Origin of the sequence: Nostoc sp. DedVER02, assembly GCF_034530675.2 — a bacterium.
Classification (GTDB): domain Bacteria; phylum Cyanobacteriota; class Cyanobacteriia; order Cyanobacteriales; family Nostocaceae; genus Nostoc.
Map to the genome: position 1 here is coordinate 76,543 of NZ_JAVRCP020000004.1, position 21,591 is coordinate 98,133.

At 41.4% G+C, this 21,591-nt stretch carries 17 protein-coding genes and 1 CRISPR repeat array; of the genes, 10 read left to right on the forward strand and 7 right to left on the reverse strand.

The genetic code is table 11. The features are described from left to right. Positions 1–88: 88 nt before the first annotated feature. The 4 genes from RMZ41_RS07325 to RMZ41_RS07340 all read left to right on the forward strand — a co-directional run bounded on the left by RMZ41_RS07325 (position 89) and on the right by RMZ41_RS07340 (position 4,944). Complete coding sequence (locus tag RMZ41_RS07325) at positions 89–1,288, forward strand: glycosyltransferase family 4 protein (RefSeq protein ID WP_322645441.1); 1,200 nt, start codon at positions 89–91, stop codon at positions 1,286–1,288. Continuing rightward, positions 1,206–2,135 carry a glycosyltransferase family 2 protein gene (locus RMZ41_RS07330; RefSeq protein ID WP_322645440.1) on the forward strand — a complete coding sequence of 310 codons (930 nt, stop codon included), beginning with the start codon at positions 1,206–1,208 and terminating at the stop codon, positions 2,133–2,135. Before RMZ41_RS07325 ends, RMZ41_RS07330 begins: the two co-directional genes overlap by 83 nt. Positions 2,136–2,186: 51 nt before the next feature. After that, complete coding sequence (locus tag RMZ41_RS07335; protein ID WP_322645439.1) at positions 2,187–3,617, forward strand: O-antigen ligase domain-containing protein; 1,431 nt, start codon at positions 2,187–2,189, stop codon at positions 3,615–3,617. Positions 3,618–3,813: 196 nt separating this feature from the next. Continuing rightward, positions 3,814–4,944: a glycosyltransferase family 4 protein gene (locus tag RMZ41_RS07340; protein ID WP_322645438.1), complete on the forward strand. Its 1,131-nt coding sequence runs from the start codon at positions 3,814–3,816 to the stop codon at positions 4,942–4,944. A gap of 230 nt (positions 4,945–5,174) precedes the next feature. Here RMZ41_RS07340 and RMZ41_RS07345 read toward each other — a convergent pair whose 3' ends face one another. The 4 genes from RMZ41_RS07345 to RMZ41_RS07360 form a co-directional block, all read right to left on the reverse strand. Further along, the gene (locus RMZ41_RS07345) at positions 5,175–5,774 is read right to left on the reverse strand and encodes a Uma2 family endonuclease (RefSeq protein ID WP_322645499.1); all 600 of its coding nucleotides are present in this window, start codon (positions 5,772–5,774) and stop codon (positions 5,175–5,177) included. A 179-nt stretch (positions 5,775–5,953) separates the two neighbouring features. After that, positions 5,954–6,493 (reverse strand): DOMON-like domain-containing protein, encoded by a 540-nt coding sequence (locus RMZ41_RS07350; RefSeq protein ID WP_322645437.1) that lies wholly within the window; start codon positions 6,491–6,493, stop codon positions 5,954–5,956. Then, on the reverse strand, positions 6,490–7,608 hold the full coding sequence (locus RMZ41_RS07355) for an aminoglycoside phosphotransferase family protein (protein ID WP_322645498.1): 1,119 nt from the start codon (positions 7,606–7,608) through the stop codon (positions 6,490–6,492). The genes RMZ41_RS07350 and RMZ41_RS07355 overlap by 4 nt, the downstream gene beginning before the upstream one ends. A gap of 332 nt (positions 7,609–7,940) precedes the next feature. Then, the gene (locus RMZ41_RS07360; protein WP_322645436.1) at positions 7,941–9,251 is read right to left on the reverse strand and encodes a Tudor-knot domain-containing protein; all 1,311 of its coding nucleotides are present in this window, start codon (positions 9,249–9,251) and stop codon (positions 7,941–7,943) included. A 282-nt stretch (positions 9,252–9,533) separates the two neighbouring features. Here RMZ41_RS07360 and RMZ41_RS07365 point away from each other — a divergent pair, with 282 nt between their 5' ends. Then, positions 9,534–10,529 carry an aldo/keto reductase gene (locus RMZ41_RS07365; protein ID WP_322645435.1) on the forward strand — a complete coding sequence of 332 codons (996 nt, stop codon included), beginning with the start codon at positions 9,534–9,536 and terminating at the stop codon, positions 10,527–10,529. Between the two features lie 12 nt (positions 10,530–10,541). After that, the gene (locus RMZ41_RS07370) at positions 10,542–11,135 is read left to right on the forward strand and encodes a TetR family transcriptional regulator (RefSeq protein ID WP_322645434.1); all 594 of its coding nucleotides are present in this window, start codon (positions 10,542–10,544) and stop codon (positions 11,133–11,135) included. Positions 11,136–11,197: 62 nt separating this feature from the next. After that, a CRISPR array of direct repeats spans positions 11,198–12,105; the repeat unit is 36 nt; unit sequence GTTTCCATCCCCGTTAGGGGAAGTGGTTATGTAAAG. A gap of 227 nt (positions 12,106–12,332) precedes the next feature. Here the strand turns inward: RMZ41_RS07370 and RMZ41_RS07375 are convergent. Together RMZ41_RS07375 and RMZ41_RS07380 are read right to left on the reverse strand one after the other, a co-directional pair. Continuing rightward, the gene (locus RMZ41_RS07375; protein ID WP_322645433.1) at positions 12,333–13,799 is read right to left on the reverse strand and encodes an MlaD family protein; all 1,467 of its coding nucleotides are present in this window, start codon (positions 13,797–13,799) and stop codon (positions 12,333–12,335) included. A gap of 245 nt (positions 13,800–14,044) precedes the next feature. After that, complete coding sequence (locus RMZ41_RS07380; RefSeq protein ID WP_322645432.1) at positions 14,045–14,827, reverse strand: ABC transporter ATP-binding protein; 783 nt, start codon at positions 14,825–14,827, stop codon at positions 14,045–14,047. Positions 14,828–15,777: 950 nt separating this feature from the next. On the opposite strand from RMZ41_RS07380, the gene RMZ41_RS07385 reads away from it, so the two are divergent. From RMZ41_RS07385 to RMZ41_RS07400, 4 genes are all read left to right on the forward strand, one after another. Beyond that, positions 15,778–16,821, forward strand: coding sequence for a low specificity L-threonine aldolase (locus tag RMZ41_RS07385; protein ID WP_322645431.1), 1,044 nt, complete (start codon positions 15,778–15,780; stop codon positions 16,819–16,821). Between the two features lie 106 nt (positions 16,822–16,927). After that, positions 16,928–17,380, forward strand: a complete 453-nt coding sequence (locus RMZ41_RS07390) for a beta-lactamase hydrolase domain-containing protein (RefSeq protein WP_322645430.1) — start codon at positions 16,928–16,930, stop codon at positions 17,378–17,380. Between the two features lie 250 nt (positions 17,381–17,630). Beyond that, a complete protein-coding gene (gene chrA / locus RMZ41_RS07395; protein WP_322645429.1) occupies positions 17,631–18,848 on the forward strand; it encodes a chromate efflux transporter in 1,218 nt (405 codons plus the stop codon). 195 nt (positions 18,849–19,043) lie between these two features. Beyond that, positions 19,044–20,261 (forward strand): glutathione S-transferase family protein, encoded by a 1,218-nt coding sequence (locus RMZ41_RS07400; RefSeq protein WP_322645428.1) that lies wholly within the window; start codon positions 19,044–19,046, stop codon positions 20,259–20,261. 155 nt (positions 20,262–20,416) lie between these two features. Here the strand turns inward: RMZ41_RS07400 and RMZ41_RS07405 are convergent, their stop codons facing one another. Beyond that, a complete protein-coding gene (locus tag RMZ41_RS07405; RefSeq protein ID WP_322645427.1) occupies positions 20,417–21,508 on the reverse strand; it encodes a response regulator in 1,092 nt (363 codons plus the stop codon). Positions 21,509–21,591: the final 83 nt, after the last annotated feature.

Sequence of the window (21,591 nt, forward strand, 5' to 3'; positions counted from 1 at the left end):
GCCAAGAGCGCGAAGGTAAGAGAAGAAGATGGTTTTAAGTTATTTGGCTGGAGTTATGGGTGAGCTTAGATTATTAAGAGGGTAGTAGATGAAACTTTGTATTGTTACTCATAAAATTAAAAAAGGTGATGGACAGGGACGGGTAAACTATGAGGTTGCTAATGAAGCAATTCGTCGTGGTCATCAACTTACATTATTAGCTAGTGAAATCGCACCAGAACTAGAAAATAATAGTCAAGTTAATTGGGTTAGAATTCCAGTCAAAGACTATCCGACAGAATTTTTACGTAATTTCATATTTGCTCAAAAAAGTACAGATTGGTTGCACAAACATCGCTCTGAGATTGATTTAGTTAAAGTCAATGGCGCAATTAATCTGGCTGCGGCTGATGTAAATGCTGTACATTTTGTGCATAGTTCATGGTTGCGATCGCCTGTTCATATTTCCCGCAATCGCCGCGATTTATATGGTTTATACCAGTGGCTGTTTACGGCTTTTAATGCCCGTTGGGAGAAACAGGCTTTCCAAAAAGCGCAGGTTGTTGTGGCGGTATCGGAAAAGGTAGCGCAGGAATTAGTCAATATTGGTGTACCTCGTTCTCGCATTCGCGTAATCATCAATGGCGTTGACTTAGAAGAGTTTGCCCCTGGTGAAACCAATCGCCAAAAGTTAGGTTTACCAGAGAATGCCACCCTAGCATTATTCGCCGGAGATATTCGCACACCCAGAAAGAACTTAGATACAGTACTGCACGCCTTGGTGAAAGTTCCCGATTTACATTTGGTGGTAGTGGGACACACTCAAAATAGCCCTTTCCCTCAGTTAGCAGCCTCTTTGGGGTTAAGTAAGCGCGTGCATTTTGTGGGATTTCGCCGTGATATCCCCCAAATTATGCAAGGAGTAGATTTATTTGTTTTTCCTTCCCGATACGAAGCTTGCAGCCTCGTATTGTTAGAAGCACTTTCTTCAGGGCTGCCAGTAATTACTGCCTCAGCCACCGGAGGCGGAGAGTTGGTGACACCAGAATGTGGCATCGTCTTACCCGACTCAGATGATATTGATGCTTTGGCTGTGGCGTTGATGTCCTTGGTGAGTAGTCCCGCCCTCATCCAACAAATGGGTAAAGCTGCTCGTTCTGTGGCAGAAAAACATAGCTGGACTACTATGGCACAAACTTATGTGGATTTATTCGAGGAGTTAAGCAATGCGGAACACCGTTCTGATACCAACTTATCGCCGTCCACAAGACCTATCACGCTGCCTTTTGGCGCTACAGGAGCAAATTAAACCCGTCGATCAGGTGATAGTGGTTGTCCGCGATACGGATGCAGATACTTGGCAATTCCTGGCGCAATTAAACGCGCCCAATCTGCCTCTGCATACTGTGAAAGTGACACAACCAGGGGTAGTAGCAGCCCTCAATGCCGGACTAGCAGCAGTGGAGGGCGATATTGTCTCCATTACTGATGATGATGCTGCACCCCACCCAGATTGGTTAGAGCGCATCGCCGCTTACTTTACCTCAGATAGTCGCCTCGGCGGTTTGGGAGGGCGTGATTGGGTATACCACGGCAACAAATTAGAAGATGAATCCCGCCCAGTAGTGGGACAGTTGCAGTGGTTTGGGCGAGTGATTGGCAACCATCATCTGGGAGTGGGAGAACCCCGCGAAGTCGATATTCTCAAAGGCGTAAACATGAGTTTTCGTAAAGAGGCCATCGGACAATTGCGCTTTGACGAGCGGATGCGTGGTACTGGGGCGCAAGTACATTTTGAAATGGCATTTACTCTAACATTAAAGCGGGCTGGTTGGAAGATAATTTACGATCCTAATGTTGCTGTAGATCACTATCCTGCACAACGTTTTGATGAAGATCAGCGAAATAATTTTAACGAGATTGCCTTTATTAATTTAGTTCATAATGAAACCTTAGTTTTACTAGAGCATTTGCCATTCATCCGCCGGATTGTATTTTTATTCTGGGCAGTATTTGTGGGTACGTGCGATAGTTTGGGTTTCGTACAATGGTTGAGATTTTTACCTAGCCAAGGGCAGTTGGCGGGGAAAAAATTGCTGGCATCTTGGCGGGGACGCTGGCAAGGGTATAAAGAATTCGTAATTCGTAATTCGTAATTCGTAATTTTGGAATCTGCCAAATTTATGTATATGTACATCTAAAATTGAATGAATTCTAAGCAGATACTTTTCAATAGTTTTTTAGAAGAAAACTATTCTCCCCAAGAGCGATCGCAGCAGGGGTGGATGGCGATCGCAGGCTTTATACTACTAATTGTAGTTTGCTATTTTGCTGGTGCTACTGCTGCATTGCGCCTAATTTATCCGGTGACAGCTTTAGTTGTAGCGGTGTTTTTATACTTGCGGCATCCCATTCTCTACATCAGCTTTACCTGGTGGATTTGGTTTCTCACACCCTTAGCTACCCGCTTAGTTGATTATCGGGTAGGTTGGGATGCTACCCGCCAGATGCTCATAGCACCATATTTGGTGGTATTTGTAACTATCGCCACATTCTTACGACATTTTCCCCGTGCCTCACGTCAAGGAGGTTTGCCGTTTGTTATGGCTTTTATTGGAGTCTTTTATGGGTTTCTCATCGGTCTGATTTATAATCCACCAATCCCTGTAGCACGCGGGTTGCTGGATTGGCTCAGTCCGATTATCTTCGCTTTTCACTTATTTATAAACTGGCGAGATTATCCTAGTTATCGCCAGAATATTCAGCGAACATTTCTTTGGTGTGTGTTAATTTTAGGAACTTATGGCATATATCAATTCGTAGTAGCTCCTGAGTGGGATAGGTATTGGCTCATCCAATCAAAACTATTCATGAGTTCTGGAAACCCTGTACCTTTCGGGATGCGTGTCTGGAGTACATTGCACTCAGTCGGGCCTTTTGGTTCCGTCATGCAAGCTGGTTTACTGTTATTATTTACCAGTTCAGGAAGTTTAATTTTTCCTGCTTCAGCTGTTGGCTATTTATCCTTTTTGCTAACACAAGCGCGGACTAATTGGGGAGGCTGGTTATTTGGAATAATTATGATCGTGGGTTCAGTTAAGGCACGAATTCAAATGCGCTTAATTATCATAATTGCGGTGATGGCAATTTGTGTTGTGCCATTAACAACTATTGAGCCAATTGCTGGGGTTGTGTCAGCCCGTTTGGAAACTTTTTCTAATCTTCAAGATGATACAAGTTTTAAAGATAGATCGGGAAGTTATGACAAAAACCTTGGTCTAGCCCTTTCTAATGGTTTGGGTAACGGCTTAGGAAATATTTGGAAAGTTAATGAAAAGACTGGTCAAATTGAAGTTGTGGTAATTGATAGTGGCATTTTAGATATGTTTTTCACCCTTGGTTGGTTTGGAGCTATCTTTTATATGGGTGGATTAATTTTGTTAATTATTAGTGTTAGCAGTTATAGTGAGGGGCGTTTTGATAGTTTTATTAGTGCTGCCCGCGCCATTGGGATAAGTTCTGCTACACAGCTAATTATTGGTAGCGGAATGTTAAGTGTAGCAGGGATGATTCTTTGGGGATTTTTAGCTATGGCGATGGCAGGACATAAATACTATAGCAATCCGAAGAATTCTTGAAGAAGAATTCAGAAGTCAGAATTCAGGAGTCAGAATCAAGACACGACACTCGTTCCTCTCTACGAGACGCTGCGCTATCCGCAAGTCGTACAGAATTTATTTTGAATTCTGACTCCTGACTCCTGAATTCTGTTTGATAAATATGAATTGAGTTAAAAAACAAAATCTTACAACTTAAATAGGACTGATATAAATTATGAAAGCAATTATTGTAATGCCACTAGCCGAACAACGAGGCGGCGGTGAGATGATGCTGTGGGATTTGGTACAGCAAGGACGTAATGCTGGTGTTGAGTGGCTAGTGATATTTTTAGAACACGGCCCAATGGTAGAACAAGTAAAGTCCCTTGGTATTGATGCGCGAGTTGTGGAAAGTGGGCGTTTGCGCCAAATCCACCGTTTTATTGGCGCTGTTTTTCAGATAGCTGCGATCGCACGCCGCGAACGTGCAGATATAATTGTCAATTGGATGTGGATTACGCATATATCTGGAGGTTTGGCGGCAATGTTGGCAGGGCTGCCTGCTGTCTGGTATCAACTAGAAGTACCTAGCGATAAAACTTGGTTGGTGCGACTCGCTACTTTAATCCCAGCCCGCGCAATTATCACTCTTTCCCAAGATGGCAAGCAAGCACAAGCAGAGATTTGGCCTCATAGACCAACACCTTTGGTTTATCCTGGTGTCGCGCTAGACCGATTTGAGCCTAATGCTTTGCCAACTCCTGAAGAAGCACGGCGTAAACTCGGCTTACCTTTACACGGGCCGTTGATTGGAATTGTGGGACGATTGCAACGATGGAAGGGAATGCACGTATTGGTGCAAGCAATGCCCAAAATTTTAGAGAAGTATCCTGATGCCCATTGTGTGGTGGTTGGCGGTAAGCACGATTTAGAACCCGACTATGAGGAGTTCTTAAAAGCAGAAATCACAAACTTGGGCTTAAAAGAGCAAGTAATTATGGCTGGGTTACAGCGTAATATCCCTGAGTGGGTGCAGGCGATGGATGTATTCGTTCATGCCTCGGATAAAGAACCCTTTGGAATTGTGATTATTGAGGCGATGGCGCTAGGTAAGCCTGTAATTGCTGGCGATGCAGGCGGCCCGACAGAAATTATTACCGATGGGATGAATGGACTATTAACACCTTACGGCGATGCGGATAAATTAGCGATCGCAATTCTCCGTTATCTTGACGAACAAGAATTTGCCCGGAATGCGGGAATAGCTGCTAGGCAACGCGCCCTAGATTTTTCAACGCAGAATTATGCCCAAAACTTTATTAGTGCAATTCGTTCTGCAATACCAAGTGTTTCATCTGTTGAATGAAACAGTAAACTTTTTGCAAAAGTCAATTTTATGAAAATTAAACCACAGATTCACATAGATTAATTATCTATGTGAATCTGTGGTTAAAAATAATAAAAATGTCAAGCGATTGGCATAATTAGAACGATCCACCATCTACTCGGTTCAATATTGTTAGTGATAAACGCTCTTTAGTTGAAGTGCTTTCTCTGAAAGGGTTGCCGTAGTAATCACCCGCTCTTGAGGTATCTTTAAAAATTAATGCGACGATAGATTTCAGTCATAGGAATTTCTACGTTTAAACTGTGCAAAACAACTGCCCGCTCAAGGTTACAGTGAACCTGCCATAACCAGCGATCATTACTGTTACGATCTAAGTTGTGATACTGCTCAATGTAGGGTTCAGTTTGGCTCACAAGCAAATATTCACAAAAGCTGGCAAGAGAGCGATATTTTCTGAACTTCTCACCTCGGTCATAAGCTTCGGTAGAGGGCGATAAAACTTCGACAATAAGTATTGGATTAAGAATTTCATCATTGCGTATGCCATTCAACTCTGGTTCGCCATTTACAACCATCAAATCAGTATAAGTACCACATTGATATTCAGGAATCCAAACTCGCAAGTCGCTATTATATAAACGAAAATTGCTGTCTCTGAGCAAAAACCCCAAGTAAATTAATAAGTTGCTAGCGATCGCACTGTGAGCTTCGGAACCTCCCGACATAGTAATAACCTCTCCATTACGGTATTCATGGCGTTCTGGGTTAGTTTCTTCCATAGCCCGATACTCGTCTAATGTGAGGCGAGTTGCTATTACATCACAGGGACTGCTTTGAGCAAAGACCACAATCAGACCTCTTGAATAATTACCTCTAAAATTATTATCAGCAACGGCTGTCAGAATTGCCAGTTTAATGGAAAAAGCAACATGACTTGGCATCGGCAAAAAGAAACTTATGAAACATCAAGAATTTTATAACCCGCAACTTGGGTTACTAGTATTCCCGTAGTCATTTCAGATATAACTCACAACTCAATGATAAAACTATCTCGCAAATGAAAATCAGCTTCTGCACCTCTATGAGTTAGCGCCCAGTAAGTCACCTTACCATCTCTATCTTTGATGACAGTAGTAATGCCAATTTCAATAGCTTGTTTTGCTAAGATAATTTTATCCAAATCAATATTTAAAGCTAGTGCTAAACTGTTACCTTGATTTTGAACATGAAAGGGTAGGTTTTGAAAAGCAGTTTCCTCTTGCATTCCTTCACGATACCCATCAAGCCGATAGATATTCCAGTGTCCGGCGGGTGATAGGTTGAATTCCCAATATCGCGCAGAGTTCTTGATGCCAATAAATAACTCGAAGCACGTGTCTTTCCACAATTCATCCTTGCGTGATGGTGTGTTTGATGGGGGAAAAATCGTAATTTCTTTTAAATCGCCTTCAAGCATATAGCGGATGGCAAGTTGATTACCATTTCGGGTAATATTGCCTGTAATTTTCAAATTAGGCGGTGATTCATTAGAAGGAAAGGGTTGTAGAGAAAATGTCTGGTTGTTCATTTCATATCTTTGATAATATTACAAATCTGCGTTTTTTGAGATTCAATACTTTCGGTAAGCTTAAACTGGACGATCGCTCTTGCCAAGTTATGTTCTGGGTGCTTTATTTTAAAGTAGGTATTCCCAGCTAAATAATCAGCAAAAAATCTCAATCCTAATTCAAAGGCGATAAGACGGATGGCATCGTATATATATGCATAGTCATTCTCGGTAAGAAATGCTTTCGCTACAGACAGATAACCTTGCAAGATTCCCTGGCATAGATCGGTGTCAAAATAGACACTTTTCCAGTTCTCTGTTTCTTCTCCAGCCGGATTGCAGCCCGATCGCAAACAATCGCCAATATCGTAATGTACCAAACCAGGTTTAACGGTGTCGAGGTCGATCACACTCACGGCTTGCTGGGTAACAATGTCGAACATGACGTTATTAATTTTTGGATCGCCGTGCATCAAACGCAGAGGTAATTTGCCCTCAGCTTTGGCATTTTCTAGGATATGTGCAAAGCCTTGGCGATCGCTAACAAACTGTAAACAATAATTAACTTCGGCAGATTGACGCGCACTAGTTTTCGCCAACGCTTCTTGGTAATGCTGGAGATAAAGCGGTGTAATATGAAATCCTTCAAGGGTGTCAGCTAGTTTTTCTGGTGGCAAATCGCTGATTAAATTGTGGAACATCCCCAAGGCATAACCTATTTCTTGCGCTTGTAAGCGATCGCCCATAGTATCAAAAGACTGGGAGCCTTCAATAAAGCTAATCGCCCGCCAAAAGCAGCCGTCTGCATCCTGAAAGTGGTCTTCTGCATCCTTAGTTAATAGTACGCGCGGTACTTCCCAACGACGATTCAAGGGGCTGTGCTGTAACCGTTTATGAACATGGTCAGTGAAGGTACGCATATTCTGCATAATCAGTTTTGGCTGGCGAAACACCTGCGTATTGATGCGTTGCAAGACAAAATATTGTTCTTTCGAGGAATCTAAAGTCACTAAAAAGGTGTCATTGATATTACCACTGCCAAATGGTTTAACATCTGTAACCTTTCCCTGTTGGGCGAATTGCTCTGCGATCGCAACCAGATTCTCTGTACGCTGTGTACTAAATTCTTCTATCATGTTCATATTTAACCTGCACTACTCCTTACGTACATTGCATGAAGGCAATAGGGGATATAGTAGCGCAAGTGTCAAAATAATTTATACTTTTTAAAAGTACTATATGCTAGCTAGTGGTTCGTGTCATTATTTCTGAAAACTCAGTAAAATTAGTGCGATAGACCACTAGTAGTCTGTCAATAAATAATTGATGGATAAAATCCTTGTAGAGACGGCGATTTATCGCGTCTCTCTAACCGTCAAAATGAATTTGATAGACCACTAGCACAGGGCGCGACACCGAATAGCCCATCAGAGATATTGCGATCGCCGCCCCCGTGCTAATTCAATAGTTAAGAAATTTCGTCGCTATCGACCCACTCATCATAAGATGAATCATAACCAGCATAGTGAACAAAGTATTGCTGATTTTGGATTTGCTGAATCGTTGCAGAATACCAAGCCTCTTGCTCATCATCCCAGCATTTTACTTTTTGACCCACTGCATATCCATTGTCATCAGCAGCGCGAAGATCGCGAGTCCGAATGTCATCTTCGCCTACCCACTCGTCATAAGATGAACCATAGCCAAGGTAATGAATAAAGAATTGGTCATCTTGGATTTTCTCAATTGTTCCCTGATACCAATCTTCGTCTTCACTATCCCAAACTTCTACAGTTTTGCTGACTTCATACTGATTTTTATCTGACTTGACAGCAGAAGCAGACGAAACATCTTGGATCAGCTTTTGTTGTTCTTGTTTAATTTCTTCTTTTACTAAAGCGTAAGCTTCCAAAATCAAGCCACGAGCGACTGTTTGAGTTCCTGTATGTTCGTAGTAATTGGTAGTTTGATCTAGGAATGCGGCAACAAAATCTAAATTATCATCAGCAATCTGAATAAAATTACCCAAATGACTAGAAATTGATTGCGGAGTTATACCTGTTTTCGATACTAAGTTATTCATCCAGCCTTGCACGGAGTTAAAACTCTGACTGATAAAACCAACTTTATCAGAGGGATTACTACCTGGGAGAAAGTTATTGATGCCTAAGAAAACCGGATTTTGAGTGATTGCGCCAGTATCAGCACCACTAATAACGCTGTGAATCTTGCTGAGAAAATCTGGGCCTAATGGCATAATTCCGTCTATACAAACTAAAGCTACCATCCGCATTAGGGATGCATTTTGATAGTTGTTAGCAAGGGAATTAGCAAACTCTTGGGGGTTAGGTTGAGGAATACCATTTAGTTTGCAAAAGGCGATGATTTCGACGGCGATTTTCAGTGCCAAGTCAATGGATTGAGTGACATCAGCTTTGGGAGTAATGTTGCCTAAAAAAGATAGAAAGCCGATTTTCTCACTAACTTTATTCGCTAAAGCTGCTGTTGCCATAGCTGTATCTGCCTTATCAATTGTTTGATAAAGTTTGATTGCAAACTCGTAGCCTTTTTGAGGATCTTGGTATAAGACGGCAGCGCGATCGCGGATTCTCTGAATCACCTTTGCATCGGTTTCTCCTGTAATGCTGCGAATACTATTGTCAAACCCTGTCAGATTGCTCCATTCACCTGGTGCTACGTAATCAAGAGCCTTTAAAACTTTGACAGTAATATTGTCAGTTGGTAATTCGTCAACCAACTGAATAATTGATTTATCCATCAGCCGATCCTCAAAACTCAAAGTTATCCTTACAACACAGTTCAACTAAACCTACAACAACCACCTACGGAAAGCCTTTCTGTGGTTAATGCTGCACGAATTACTGAATCGTATTCATAGAGTTCCCTGACTTGAGTAAAAAATAACAAATTGCGATCGCTACTACAGCACCGCTAATCAGACATGATGCCAATAGTTTTTTAACAAAGATTGAATGACAGATATTGATTTTTGTCACTTGACTGATTATCATAGTTTTATCACCACAGTGGAGAAGTTGCTATGTTGTCGCGTCAACTCGGAAAAAACGGTTCAACAATATCGGCGCTTGGGCTTGGCTGTATGGGTATGTCTGATGTTTATGGGCCAGCCGATCGCAAGGAAAGTATTGCAACAATTCATGCAGCCCTTGATGCAGGTATTAACTTACTAGATACAGGCGACTTTTACGGCATGGGACACAATGAATTGCTGCTAAATGAAGCCTTAACAGGACGGCGGGAAAATGTCTTCATTGCTGTCAAATTCGGTGCGCTGCGCTCTCCTGATGGCAACTTTCTTGGCTTCGATGGTCGTCCTGAAGCCGTAAAGACTTCACTTGCCTATACATTGAAACGGCTGGGAACCGATTACATTGACCTTTACCAACCAGCCCGGCTCGATCCGAAAGTGCCTATTGAAGAGACTATTGGGGCGATTAGCGAAATGGTGAAAGCTGGATATGTTCGCCAGATTGGTTTATCTGAAGTGGGTGCAGATACAATTCGGCGCGCTCATAAGACTCATCCAATCGCTTTGCTTCAGATTGAATATTCCCTCCTGAGTCGTGGCATTGAAGATGACATTCTCCCAACCGTGCGGGAATTGGGCATTGCTGTCACCGCTTATGGAGTCCTCTCACGGGGATTGTTGAGCGATTATTGGTCGAAAGAACGCTCTGAGCAAGCGCAAGACTATCGAGTACATCTACCCCGCTTCTCTGGAGAGAATCTAGATCGCAATTTGTTGCTAGTGGAAGCCCTGCGCCTGATTGCCCAAGAACAGAATGCAACGGTTGCTCAAGTGGCAATTGCTTGGGTGCTGTCACGGGGGAACGACATCATACCGTTAATTGGCGCACGGCGTTGCGATCGCTTAAATGAAGCTCTGGGTGCATTGGATTTACACTTAAATAAGGATGATATCGCCCGGATTGAGGCAGCCGTGCCACTAAATGCCGTCGCAGGCGATCGCTATGGCCCAGAACAAATGGCAATGCTCGATAGTGAAAAGAGGTAAAAAAGTTATCGCATGAATGATTCACCTTTGACACCGGAGCGGATTCTCGATGCAGCAGAAGAAGTTTTGCGTCGTTACGGTCTGGCAAAGGCAACAGTCGTCGATGTGGCTCGTTTTTTAGAGGTGAGCCACGGCACGATTTATCGGCATTTTCCCAGCAAGGCTGCCCTGCGCGATGCAGTAGCAGAACGCTGGCTGCATCGGGTTTCCACACCGTTAGCAGCGATCGCCCAAGAGCCAGGTTCCGCCAGAGAACGGTTGCACCGATGGTTTGAGCAACTCATGACTCTGAAACGTCAAAAAGTTTTGAAAGAACCAGAGTTATTTGCAACCTATTCAGCGATTACCCAAGAGGCACGAGGAGTAGTTGAAGCTCACGTTACTGAACTGCTTAGGCAAGTCACTGCGATCGTCGAGAGCGGTATTTCCAGTAATGAGTTTGGGGTAACTGATCCGCAAGCAGCAGCCAAGGCAGTATTTCAAGCGACAGTTCGATTTCATCATCCAGCACACGCATCCGAATGGAGCGATCCAGATATCGATAGGGATTTTGCCCAAGTATGGCGCTTGATAATTGCTGGTCTTGTAGTGGTTCAGCAGTTTTGAGTACTCAATACCAATCAGAAGATGCGCCTAAATGAAGCAAATAAAAGAAAGGTCTCCAAAATGTTTCCATCCCCGTTAGGGGAAGTGGTTATGTAAAGTCAAGCTGTGTCTGAAGCGAACAACTTCGTAAAAAACGTTTCCATCCCCGTTAGGGGAAGTGGTTATGTAAAGTCAACAGCAGCAAATCAAATATGTCTATGACTTATTGTTTCCATCCCCATTAGGGGAAGTGGTTATGTAAAGTAATTTTTTCTATTGTTGATGGAGGATACTTAATGTTTCCATCCCCGTTAGGGGAAGTGGTTATGTAAAGTATGTTCGTTGTGAAGGCTACTGTGACATTCAGTGTAGGGTTTCCATCCCCGTTAGGGGAAGTGGTTATGTAAAGTCGATTTAAAAATCACGGTGAGCATCGGCTTGACTTCGTTTCCATCCCCGTTAGGGGAAGTGGTTATGTAAAGCTGTTTTACACATGGAGAGAATAGTCATGTCAAATAGGTTTCCATCCCCGTTAGGGGAAGTGGTTATGTAAAGACAAAAAGGATACGTTATTCAACAGTTCAACGATTTGGTTTCCATCCCCGTTAGGGGAAGTGGTTATGTAAAGATAATCAGTTCAGCTTGCTAAAATCCGCTAAACTTTTGTTTCCATCCCCGTTAGGGGAAGTGGTTATGTAAAGAACTGTTCCAACTTCTCCATCTATCTCCGCTCCTGCTCGTTTCCATCCCCGTTAGGGGAAGTGGTTATGTAAAGTCCTGAAAATTTAGATGAACAATTTGTAACTCTAGTTGAGTTTCCATCCCCGTTAGGGGAAGTGGTTATGTAAAGTTGAAGTGAAGGGGCGTACAGGCAATGGTAATGTGTTTCCATCCCCGTTAGGGGAAGTGGTTATGTAAAGCTTTCCCAAGTTCAAAGAATCGAAGCTATCGGCGTGTTTCCATCCCCGTTAGGGGAAGTGGTTATGTAAAGAGTTACCTTTTGGAAACCTTACAGAGCAAGGGTTTAAGACCCCCAAATCGGCACCACTTTTTGAATTATCAATAACTATTAATTAATTATCAATAAGCGACTAATTTTACAGCCTGAAACCCTTACTGTGCAAACAATCGACACCAGTCAACGGAATTATGCGGTTTTCAAGGTTCTGATGAGTGGTGTCGATGAGTTACAACACACTGTATAAACAGTAAAATATGTTACTTCAAATTGTCAAGCTGTGTTGCCTCTTTCCCTGTCTCCACTTGCTTCCGTTGCTCACCATACTCCCGCAACTGCTTCAACAGAACTTCTTGGGATGAGTTAGAGATAGACGGACTGGGAGTTGGTTCAAGGGTGATTTCAGTACTTTCAAAATTAGTAGGCAAAGGATTAACTCTGTAAACGGGTAGCGACTTGTCATGAGACATCGCCTGTTGGGTTGGTGCTGGGTTAGGAATTAGATTATTTTGTTTGTTCACAGCAGCTTTTACTGTATCTAAAGTAGTAGCAACTTGTATTTGTTGCTGCATCTCTTGTGTAGAAGAGACTAAACCACTTAAACCATTCACCAATTGCCGTAAATTTTTTCGGAAATTAGGATCGCCTGTCAATTCATCTAAATCAGATGTAATTTTTTGGGTATTTTCAAAGGTTACTCGTGCTGAATCTAAAGTTTGTTGCAGCAACACCGCATTTTTGGGATCGTTTAAAGTTTTAGAAGCATCGCGTAAATTAGCTGAAGCTTGCGCTGCATTTGCTGAAAGAGTTTCTAAATTGTTGAGTAATTGTCCTTGAGTCAATCGATTGACAGATGGTGATAGGCTACTGACTGTAACACGTAGTTGGTTGCTGGTTTCGGTGATATTATTTAAAGCGCCAACTAGTGAAGAACGATTTGTTGTTAAGAGATTATCTAGGTTGGTGAGCAAACGATTTGCTTGATTTGCAGTTGTACCGAAGTTATTTAGTGTTTGACTCGCCGATGCATTAAGTTGATTTGTCGCTCGTTGCACTGAATTAGCAGTGGTTGAAAATGTATTGAGTTGTTGTCGCAAGCTTTTAGTCAAACCTTGTAAATCCTGACTTAGCTCAGTAAAACTAGATGCTGCACCTGTGGTAGTTTCTAGAACCCTATTTACATTTCTATAAAATTTGGGGTTATTATATGAAGCCGATAGCTCAGTTGAACTGCGAATTAATTCATCAACACTGATGCCAATCTGACCTTTTAAGCGAGAACCATTACAGACAATGAGATTATTATCACAACTTCTATCTAAGGGTTTAGCAAGCACAATCCCAGTAGGTAAAGTTGTTTTTGGTGTAATGTCGATAATACTTTCGCTAATTAATCCACTTTGATTAGCTTCTACCACAACATTTCGCGGGATAATTAAGTCAGTTTGGGAAATATCAATTTCTACATCAATAGCATTTGGCCCTGGTAAAATTTTGGAAATACTTCCTACTTTCACGCCTCGATAGCGAACTACTGTTCCTTTTTGCATCCCGCCAGCGTTAGCAAATTCTACAATAATTTTGTATGAACGACCAGCAGCAGTCAATCTATTTAACCACAGAAAGAGTAACCCAAATACCCCCAGTCCTAGCAGGAGCAACAACCCTACAGAGCCTTCTCTAAATGTTCGCCCAGAAGCGAAGCGGCTTGTCATCAGACCTCGCATTTTTTGCCTCCACCAATAATTAGTTATGAGTTGGGAGTTAGGAGTTGGAAGTTAGGAGTTATGAGTTATGAGTTAGGAGTTGAATTTAACTCTCGCTCCTCATCTTTAGAAAATTCTAGTGGGTTAAGTCCTTCACTTCTAACAACGTCTTGTTTTGTTGCAGGGTCTAAATCCCAGTTGCAAAACTTAATTACGAATTACGAATTACGAATTACGAATTAGTTTAGCTCCTAACTTTTGACTTTCTAACCGACGACTTGAATCGGCCCATGCACACTGCCACTTATAAATTGTTTTATCAACGGATTTTCTGTGTTGTATATCTCACTAACTGTACCCTGCCACTGCACTTTGCCTTCATAGAGAAATATAAGTCTATCAGCTGTCCGCCGGATAGTGCTGTCTTGGTGGGTAACAACAGCATAAGTACTACAAACTCCATGTAAACATTGCAAATGGCGGATTAAATCTTCGATTACTGTTGAGGCAATGGGATCGAGTCCGGCTGTCGGTTCGTCGTATAATAGAACTTCTGGGCCTTCTGAGGGATTATCGGGATTAGACATAATTGCACGGGCAAAACTGACCCGTTTTCGCATTCCCCCAGAAAGTTCGGCTGGATAAAGGTCGCTGATTGATGGCAAACCGACCATTTCCAATTTTTCGTGTACCAAATCTCGAATGCGCGATCGCGACAGTTTTGAATTTTGATAAAGTAAAAATCCCACATTCTCCTCTACCGTCAGCGAATCAAATAGCGCCGCCTGCTGAAACACCATACCAATACCAACCTGCTGGCCACCATCCTCAATTAAACCGTCTCGCCGCACCCCTTGCACATAAATTTCTCCTTCATCGGTAGTCAGTAACCCCGCTATTACCCGTAAAATTGTTGATTTACCAGTCCCCGATGGCCCAATAATCCCCAGTGCTTCTCCCCGGTAAATAGTCAAGTCTACATTATCTAGAACTTTATGGCTACCAAAGGACTTAGAAACACCTTTCAGTTCAATCAATGGTTCAGTCATTAGTTATTAGTCATTAGTCATTGGTGAGCCAGTGCCTTGGGCGGGTTCCCTAATTTGTTACCTTTATAAGGAAGCAAGCTACGCGCTATATCTCCTCGTCTCCCAAAAGAAGAGGCTAGTGCCAAGAGAGAAGCAATTAGCATAGTTTCCCTAATGAACAACTGGTGTTAGACGCACCAGAAGGATCATTACCCAGAGAGACATTAATCAGTATGACTACTCACAATTAAGCAAAGGACAAATATGCCCAATCAGTGATGTCATACTTATTGGTAGGGCATTGTATAGTACATTATAAGTATATGATTAGCATTCTAATTAGCAAACTCTATTTTTCTAGCATAATATTATTTACGATGTTTGCCGTCCCATAATCCTCTCAAACTAAGCCCGACAAAGACACCGTAGTAACTTAACGTCTCAGTAAACAGAAACTTAGACCCCTATTTTTTATGGACATCAGCAAATCTATTTAATAGTATAAATATACTAATTGAGGTCATAATTACTAAAATAAAATATAGCAATTCGATTTTTTTTTGGAAAAAAGTTAAGTATAAGTCAATACGGTTCAGTTAAGGCTAAAACTCTGTTATCCAAGTCAATTTTTTAACGAACCGCCAAGGCGCAGAGGACGCAGAGAGAAGAAAGAGAAGGAAAAAATTGCTTAACTGAACTGTATTGAAGTATAAGTAATCAGACAGAATTAATTACACAAGTTTTTTCCTGTAACCTGTAACCTATTCCCTATTTCCACCAATGAATTTAATTGTGTCCGACTACTTATGTATGGGTATGGCAAGACTGAATTTATGCCTTAACTTTTTTATAGTTTATTGGGGCTAAATCCTTGCTCCCCATCTTTAGGCATTACCCTATTTTAGCTATACTACCACGTATATTTAAAACATTAAATATCAGCCTGATAAAGAAAAATCAAAGTAAAAATTATGAGTAACAACTTAGAACAGTTTGCAAGCGATAATTCTTCTGGTATTTGTCCAGAAGCGCTGGAATATATGATTAGGGCAAATCAAGGTAGTGTTCCAGCTTATGGAAATGATGAATGGACTCAAAAAGCCACAGATTATTTTCGGGAACTCTTTGAAATTGATTGTGAAGTATTTTTTACCTTTAATGGTACAGCCGCCAATTCTTTATCTTTAGCAGCCCTTTGTCAGTCATATCACAGCGTCATTTGCCATGAAACATCTCACATAGAAACAGATGAATGTGGCGCACCTGAATTTGCCTCTAATGGCTCTAAACTGTTACTAGCTCCTGGCAAAAATGGCAAGTTAACATCAGAAGCGATAGAGGGAATTGTCACTAGACGTACTGACATCCATTATCCTAAACCTAAAGTTATTAGTATTACACAATCAACCGAATTAGGAACCTTATATTCTATTGAAGAACTTCTAAAAATTAAAGAAGTTGCGAAAAAGTATAACTTAAAGGTTCACATGGATGGCGCTCGGTTTGCCAATGCAGTTGCGGCTATGAATAAAAGTCCTGCTGAAATTACTTGGAAAACGGGAGTGGATGTGTTGTGCTTTTGTGGTACTAAAAATGGAATGGCATTAGGTGAAGCGATTATTTTCTTTAACAAAGAGTTAGCAGAAGACTTTGATTATCGATGCAAGCAAGCAGGACAGCTAGCCTCAAAAATGCGGTTCATTTCGGCTCCCTGGTTGGGTTTATTAGAAACTGGTGCTTGGCTAAAAAATGCTAGACATGCTAATCAATGTGCTGAATACTTAGAAAATCAACTACTCAACATAAATATAGAAGGCGTTGAGTTGATGTTTCCCAGAGAAGCCAACGCTGTATTTGTGAAGTTACCTGAGCAAGTTATTCACAGCTTAAAAGCAAATAACTGGCAGTTTTATACATTTATTGGTGTGGGAGGAGTGCGTTTTATGTGTTCTTGGAACACGACTCAATCAAGAATTGATGAATTGATTGATGATATTAAAAAAGCAACCGTCTAATGCAAAATCGCTGTAATTGCAGTCTGAATCAGCAAACAAGGCAAAAGAAAAATTTTAAACAAATTTTACAGTATAATACACTAATTCGATAGAATTAGTGTATTATATGAGCGACACTAAAAAAGTTAGTGAAGACTTGAGCGCTGCTGGACAACTAACTCCTGAAGAATTAAAACAGGCAGCCCAAGAGGGATTTAAGTCGGTGCTAAATCTGCGTTCTCCCGATGAACCAGGTTTTCTCAGTGATGAACAGCAACAAGCCCAAGCTGCTGGACTGCAATATGCCAATATCCCGTTAAAGCCTTCAGAACCAAATCAAGAGCTAACAGATTTAGCAATTCAGGAGATTGAAAATTTACCCAAACCAATTTTAATTCACTGTGCAGCTGGAGCAAGGGCTGGTGGTATTGCCTTGATTGCCAATGCTATTAGCGAAGGTCTGACCTATGAAGAAATTAGTCAAAAAGCACAAGACCTTGGTTTAAACTTAGAACAACCACACCTTAAGCAATTCCTACTTGAGAAGTATATTTCCAAGCAAGCAGATAAAAGTCAGTAATTTTGTGCAACTACCAAGCTTTAATATTTAGCCTAGCCCTGTCAAAGTAAGTTCTAAAGTTTCTTCTTTCTCTCTGCATCCTCAGTATCTTTGTGGTTAAAAAATCTTTTATTTAACCGCTTAAAACACATATTAAAGAAGTTAAGAAGGAGGTTAGTGAACAAAATTTTTACCCACTTTCAAAGGGTTAGCCTTGCCTTAATCTTTTAGGAATAATCTAGAACTACATGAAAAATATTTCCTAGCAAAAATGACTAACTCAGCACCTAGTCCTTTAGGCGAACTCGCCAAACTGTTTTTTAAACTGGGCATTATCGGCTTTGGGGGGCCAGTTGCCCATATCGCCATGATTGAAGATGAAGTGGTTAAGCGTCGTCAGTGGTTGACAAGGGAGCATTTTCTGGATTTGCTGGGAGCAACTAACCTAATTCCTGGGCCAAATTCTACAGAAATGGCTATCCATATAGGCTACATCTATGCAGGATGGCTAGGGCTGATTGTCTCAGGTGTCTGTTTTGTTTTACCTGCCGTTCTAATTACTGGCGGGTTTGCTTGGGTTTATGTCGCCTATGGTACTTTACCCCAAGTTGCTCCCTTACTTTATGGCATTAAACCGGCTGTTTTAGCAATTATTATCAATGCCCTCTGGGGCTTGGCAAAAAAGGCTGTGAAAACTCGCCAATTGCTGGTAATTGCTTTGGCTGTGGCATTACTGACATTATTATTCAAATTAAATGAAGTAATTGCCCTATTAATTGGGGGACTGCTGGGTATGGTTTGGTTGCATTCTGGCGATAAAAACGACAAACCAGGAGATAAAGCCAATTTTTTGATTGCTAGTCTTACCACAGGCGCGACTTTAAAGGCATCAACGGTTGCTGCATCGGTAGCTACTGCATCTACTATAACCAACGTTTCTTTATGGCAGTTGGGTTGGTTTTTTCTCAAAGTCGGTAGTGTCTTATTTGGTGGTGGCTATCTTTTGGTGGCTTTTCTCCAAGGGGGATTAGTTGAAGAATATGGCTGGCTAACACAACAGCAGTTACTAGATGCGATCGCAATTGGTCAATTTACTCCTGGGCCAGTATTGTCCACTGCTACGTTTATTGGTTATATCATTGCTGGCATACCTGGCGCAATTGTTGCCACAATCGGAATTTTTCTACCTTCTTTTATTTTTGTAGCTGCCCTAAATCCCTTAATCCCCCGCTTACGAGCCTCTTCTTGGACTAGAGCATTTTTGGATGCTGTGAATGTTAGTGCTGTAGCGCTAATGATTGTTACTACCTTGCAACTAGGAGTAGCCACTTTAACATTACCACAAGCTCCATTTATAGATTTTCTCGGTTTGGCGATCACTATCGTCTGTGCCATTTTAGCCATTCACTTCCGCATCAATGCTGCATGGCTAGTCTTTGGTAGCGCTTTTATTGGATGGGGCGCTTCACTCTTGGGCTACACTCGTTGAAATTACATATTTAAAATAGATATATTAAATCTTGCTTTCAAACTATTTTCATGTGATAATACCTCTAAACTCCGGTAAATTAGTAAACTAACCGGAGTTAATAATATTAGTATAGTAATTAAGCTTTTTATCTATTGAAAAGCTGTAAACATCCTCCTTTATTTAAAAAGCTAACTGAAACTGAGGTGAAACAATATGCCAATTCAAAACACAGTATTTGACTGGGAAGAACTATTAGAAATTGCCCAAAAAAATACCCCTGCTCGACGAGTGCGTAGACCAGGGCAATCGCCTTCTACTGCTCCCATTCCTAGTAGTCTTCATAAACTGCCACCAGATACAGAGCCGCCAGTCTTGCTCTACCGGGATACTAACTCTTGGTGTCCATTTTGCGAACGGGTTTGGTTTGCTCTCGAAGAAAAAGAAATTCCCTTTGCAACAGAGTTTATTGACTTGACTAACAAACCTAAATGGTATACAGATTTAGTTCCTACAACCCTTGTTCCGGCTGCCAAAATTGAGGGCAAGTTAGTCTATGAATCCAAAGAAATTTTGTTAGCGTTAGAAGAACAATTTGGCCCTACTTTGCTTCCTCAAGACCAAAGAGAAAACGCTGTTGCTAGGCAGTGGCTTGAAGATGCTGAAACCAATGGTATCAGAGATATCGCTTACAAATTTCTCAGACAAGCCCCTGAAGATCCTCATGAATTAGCAAGCTTAAAGGCAGCTTTTGAAGCTAAATTAGACGAGCTAGAGCAACTTCTAGGAAAGTATCCTGGCCCCTACTTTTTGTCAACATTTAGCGTGGTAGATATTACCTATAGTCCTCATTTAGATCGCTTGGCGGCTAACTTACCTGTTTATCGAGGATATCACCTCAAAGGAAATCCCCGCTATCCTCGCATTAACGCTTGGTTTGAAGCACTCAAACAGCGTCCCGCCTATCACCGTGTCAAATCGGATGATACCACCAACAATTTACTTCTGCGTCGCCGATGGGGTGTGACACCAATCGGTAATCCTTTACCCCCAGATGCAGCAATTAGCCAGGAAATCGAATTTCGGGCAGAGGCGGCTGAGAGATTGACTGATAACCGAGAAGTTGCTTTAGGAGATATCTTAAAAAACTCTGGGGTGCAAGCATTGGCGGTTAATAGTGACACAACAACCGTTAAAGAAGCAGTTGATTTTCACCTCAGATTGCTGGCTGACTATCTCATTAATGGGAATAGTGCAGCATTACCGTGGGGGCGCGTGGGCGGCCAAGATAACGCCGATCCAACCGTGGCTGCGGTTGGAGCCATCACACTCGCCTATGTGAGAAATCGCATCTGTGCGCCACGGGATATGAGCGCTGGTGCAGCAACTGCATTCCGGGCAGCAGCAGATAAGGTTTTGGCATCTCTTTATTAGCGATCGCTGCGATCGGCTGATTTGCATTCAAATTACATAATCAGGGCGGGCAAAGATGCCTACCCGACAAAATATTGAGAAAATTTTAATATCCCTCTCCTAAGAAACTATTCTGTTTTCTTAGAAGAGGGCTACTGCCGTGATGCAAGCATACCCTAACAAGGCAAAGAAATACTGACAATAGTCTCTTTCTCAGGAATGCTATCGATTGTGAATTCACCACCATATAATTTTACTATATGTTGAACAATAGCTAGTCCTAAACCAGAGCCTTGTTGCTCCCATAACTTTCGATTAAACTGTACAAAAGCTCCAACTTTATTAATCTCTTCAATCGTCATTCCTTTGCCATGATCAATTATATATAAATTAAATCTATCACCTTCTACCTTACTCATAATTTTAATCTCATTACCCGATGAAGAGAACTTTAAAGAATTATCAAGTAATTCTTCAACAAGAGTAATTAATTTCTTTTCTGGTAGCTGGATCGTAGATTCTTGGATATATAGTTTTAGATCTTTTTGTCTATAATTTGCTGTACTTTTTTTGACAGCAACTTCACTAATAATTGTTTTAGCAAAGCATCGATCTCCCTCTTCTTTTATTTGACGAGCTTTTTCGGGATTTTTAGCTATCAATTCTAGATTACTATATAATAAAAATCTTTGAACTAATGTATTCAAACGATTAGCAGATTTGTAAATTAATTCTGCAATTTCGACTTCTTCCGAGGTGGGCATGATTTCACAATTTTCTATTAAAAACTGTGACATACCAAGAATACCATTTAAAGGAGTATTAAGTTCGTGAGGTAATGAGTGAGCGATATTCATTCTGAGTTCGTCTAGCTTGGCTTGGGTTTGGCGCTCAACCAAAGCGTGCTTTTCAAGGCGAGAAGCGATCGCCCGGAGTAGTTCTTCAGGACTAAATGGTTTAGTTAAATAATCATCTGCTCCAAAATCCATACCCTGACGAAAATCTGAACGCTCTGCTTTGGCGGTAACAAATATTAAAGGTATATTGATAGTTGCTTGGTTTTGACGCAAAGCAGACAATACACTAAAGCCATCCAACTCCGGCATCATAATGTCGCAGATAATTAAATCAGGTAGTTTCTTTTGGGCAATTTCTAATCCAACTTGACCGTTTGGAGCTATCAAAGTGTCAAAATCAGAAAGCTCTAAAATTTCCTGAATATTTTCCCGAACTTGAGGTTCGTCTTCTATGATTAAAATTGTGTTCATCTAACAATACTTCACAACATATAAGGTCTAGTTTTTCTGTTTTAGCAAATGGCAACTTTATTATTCCCTAAAATTATTGACTA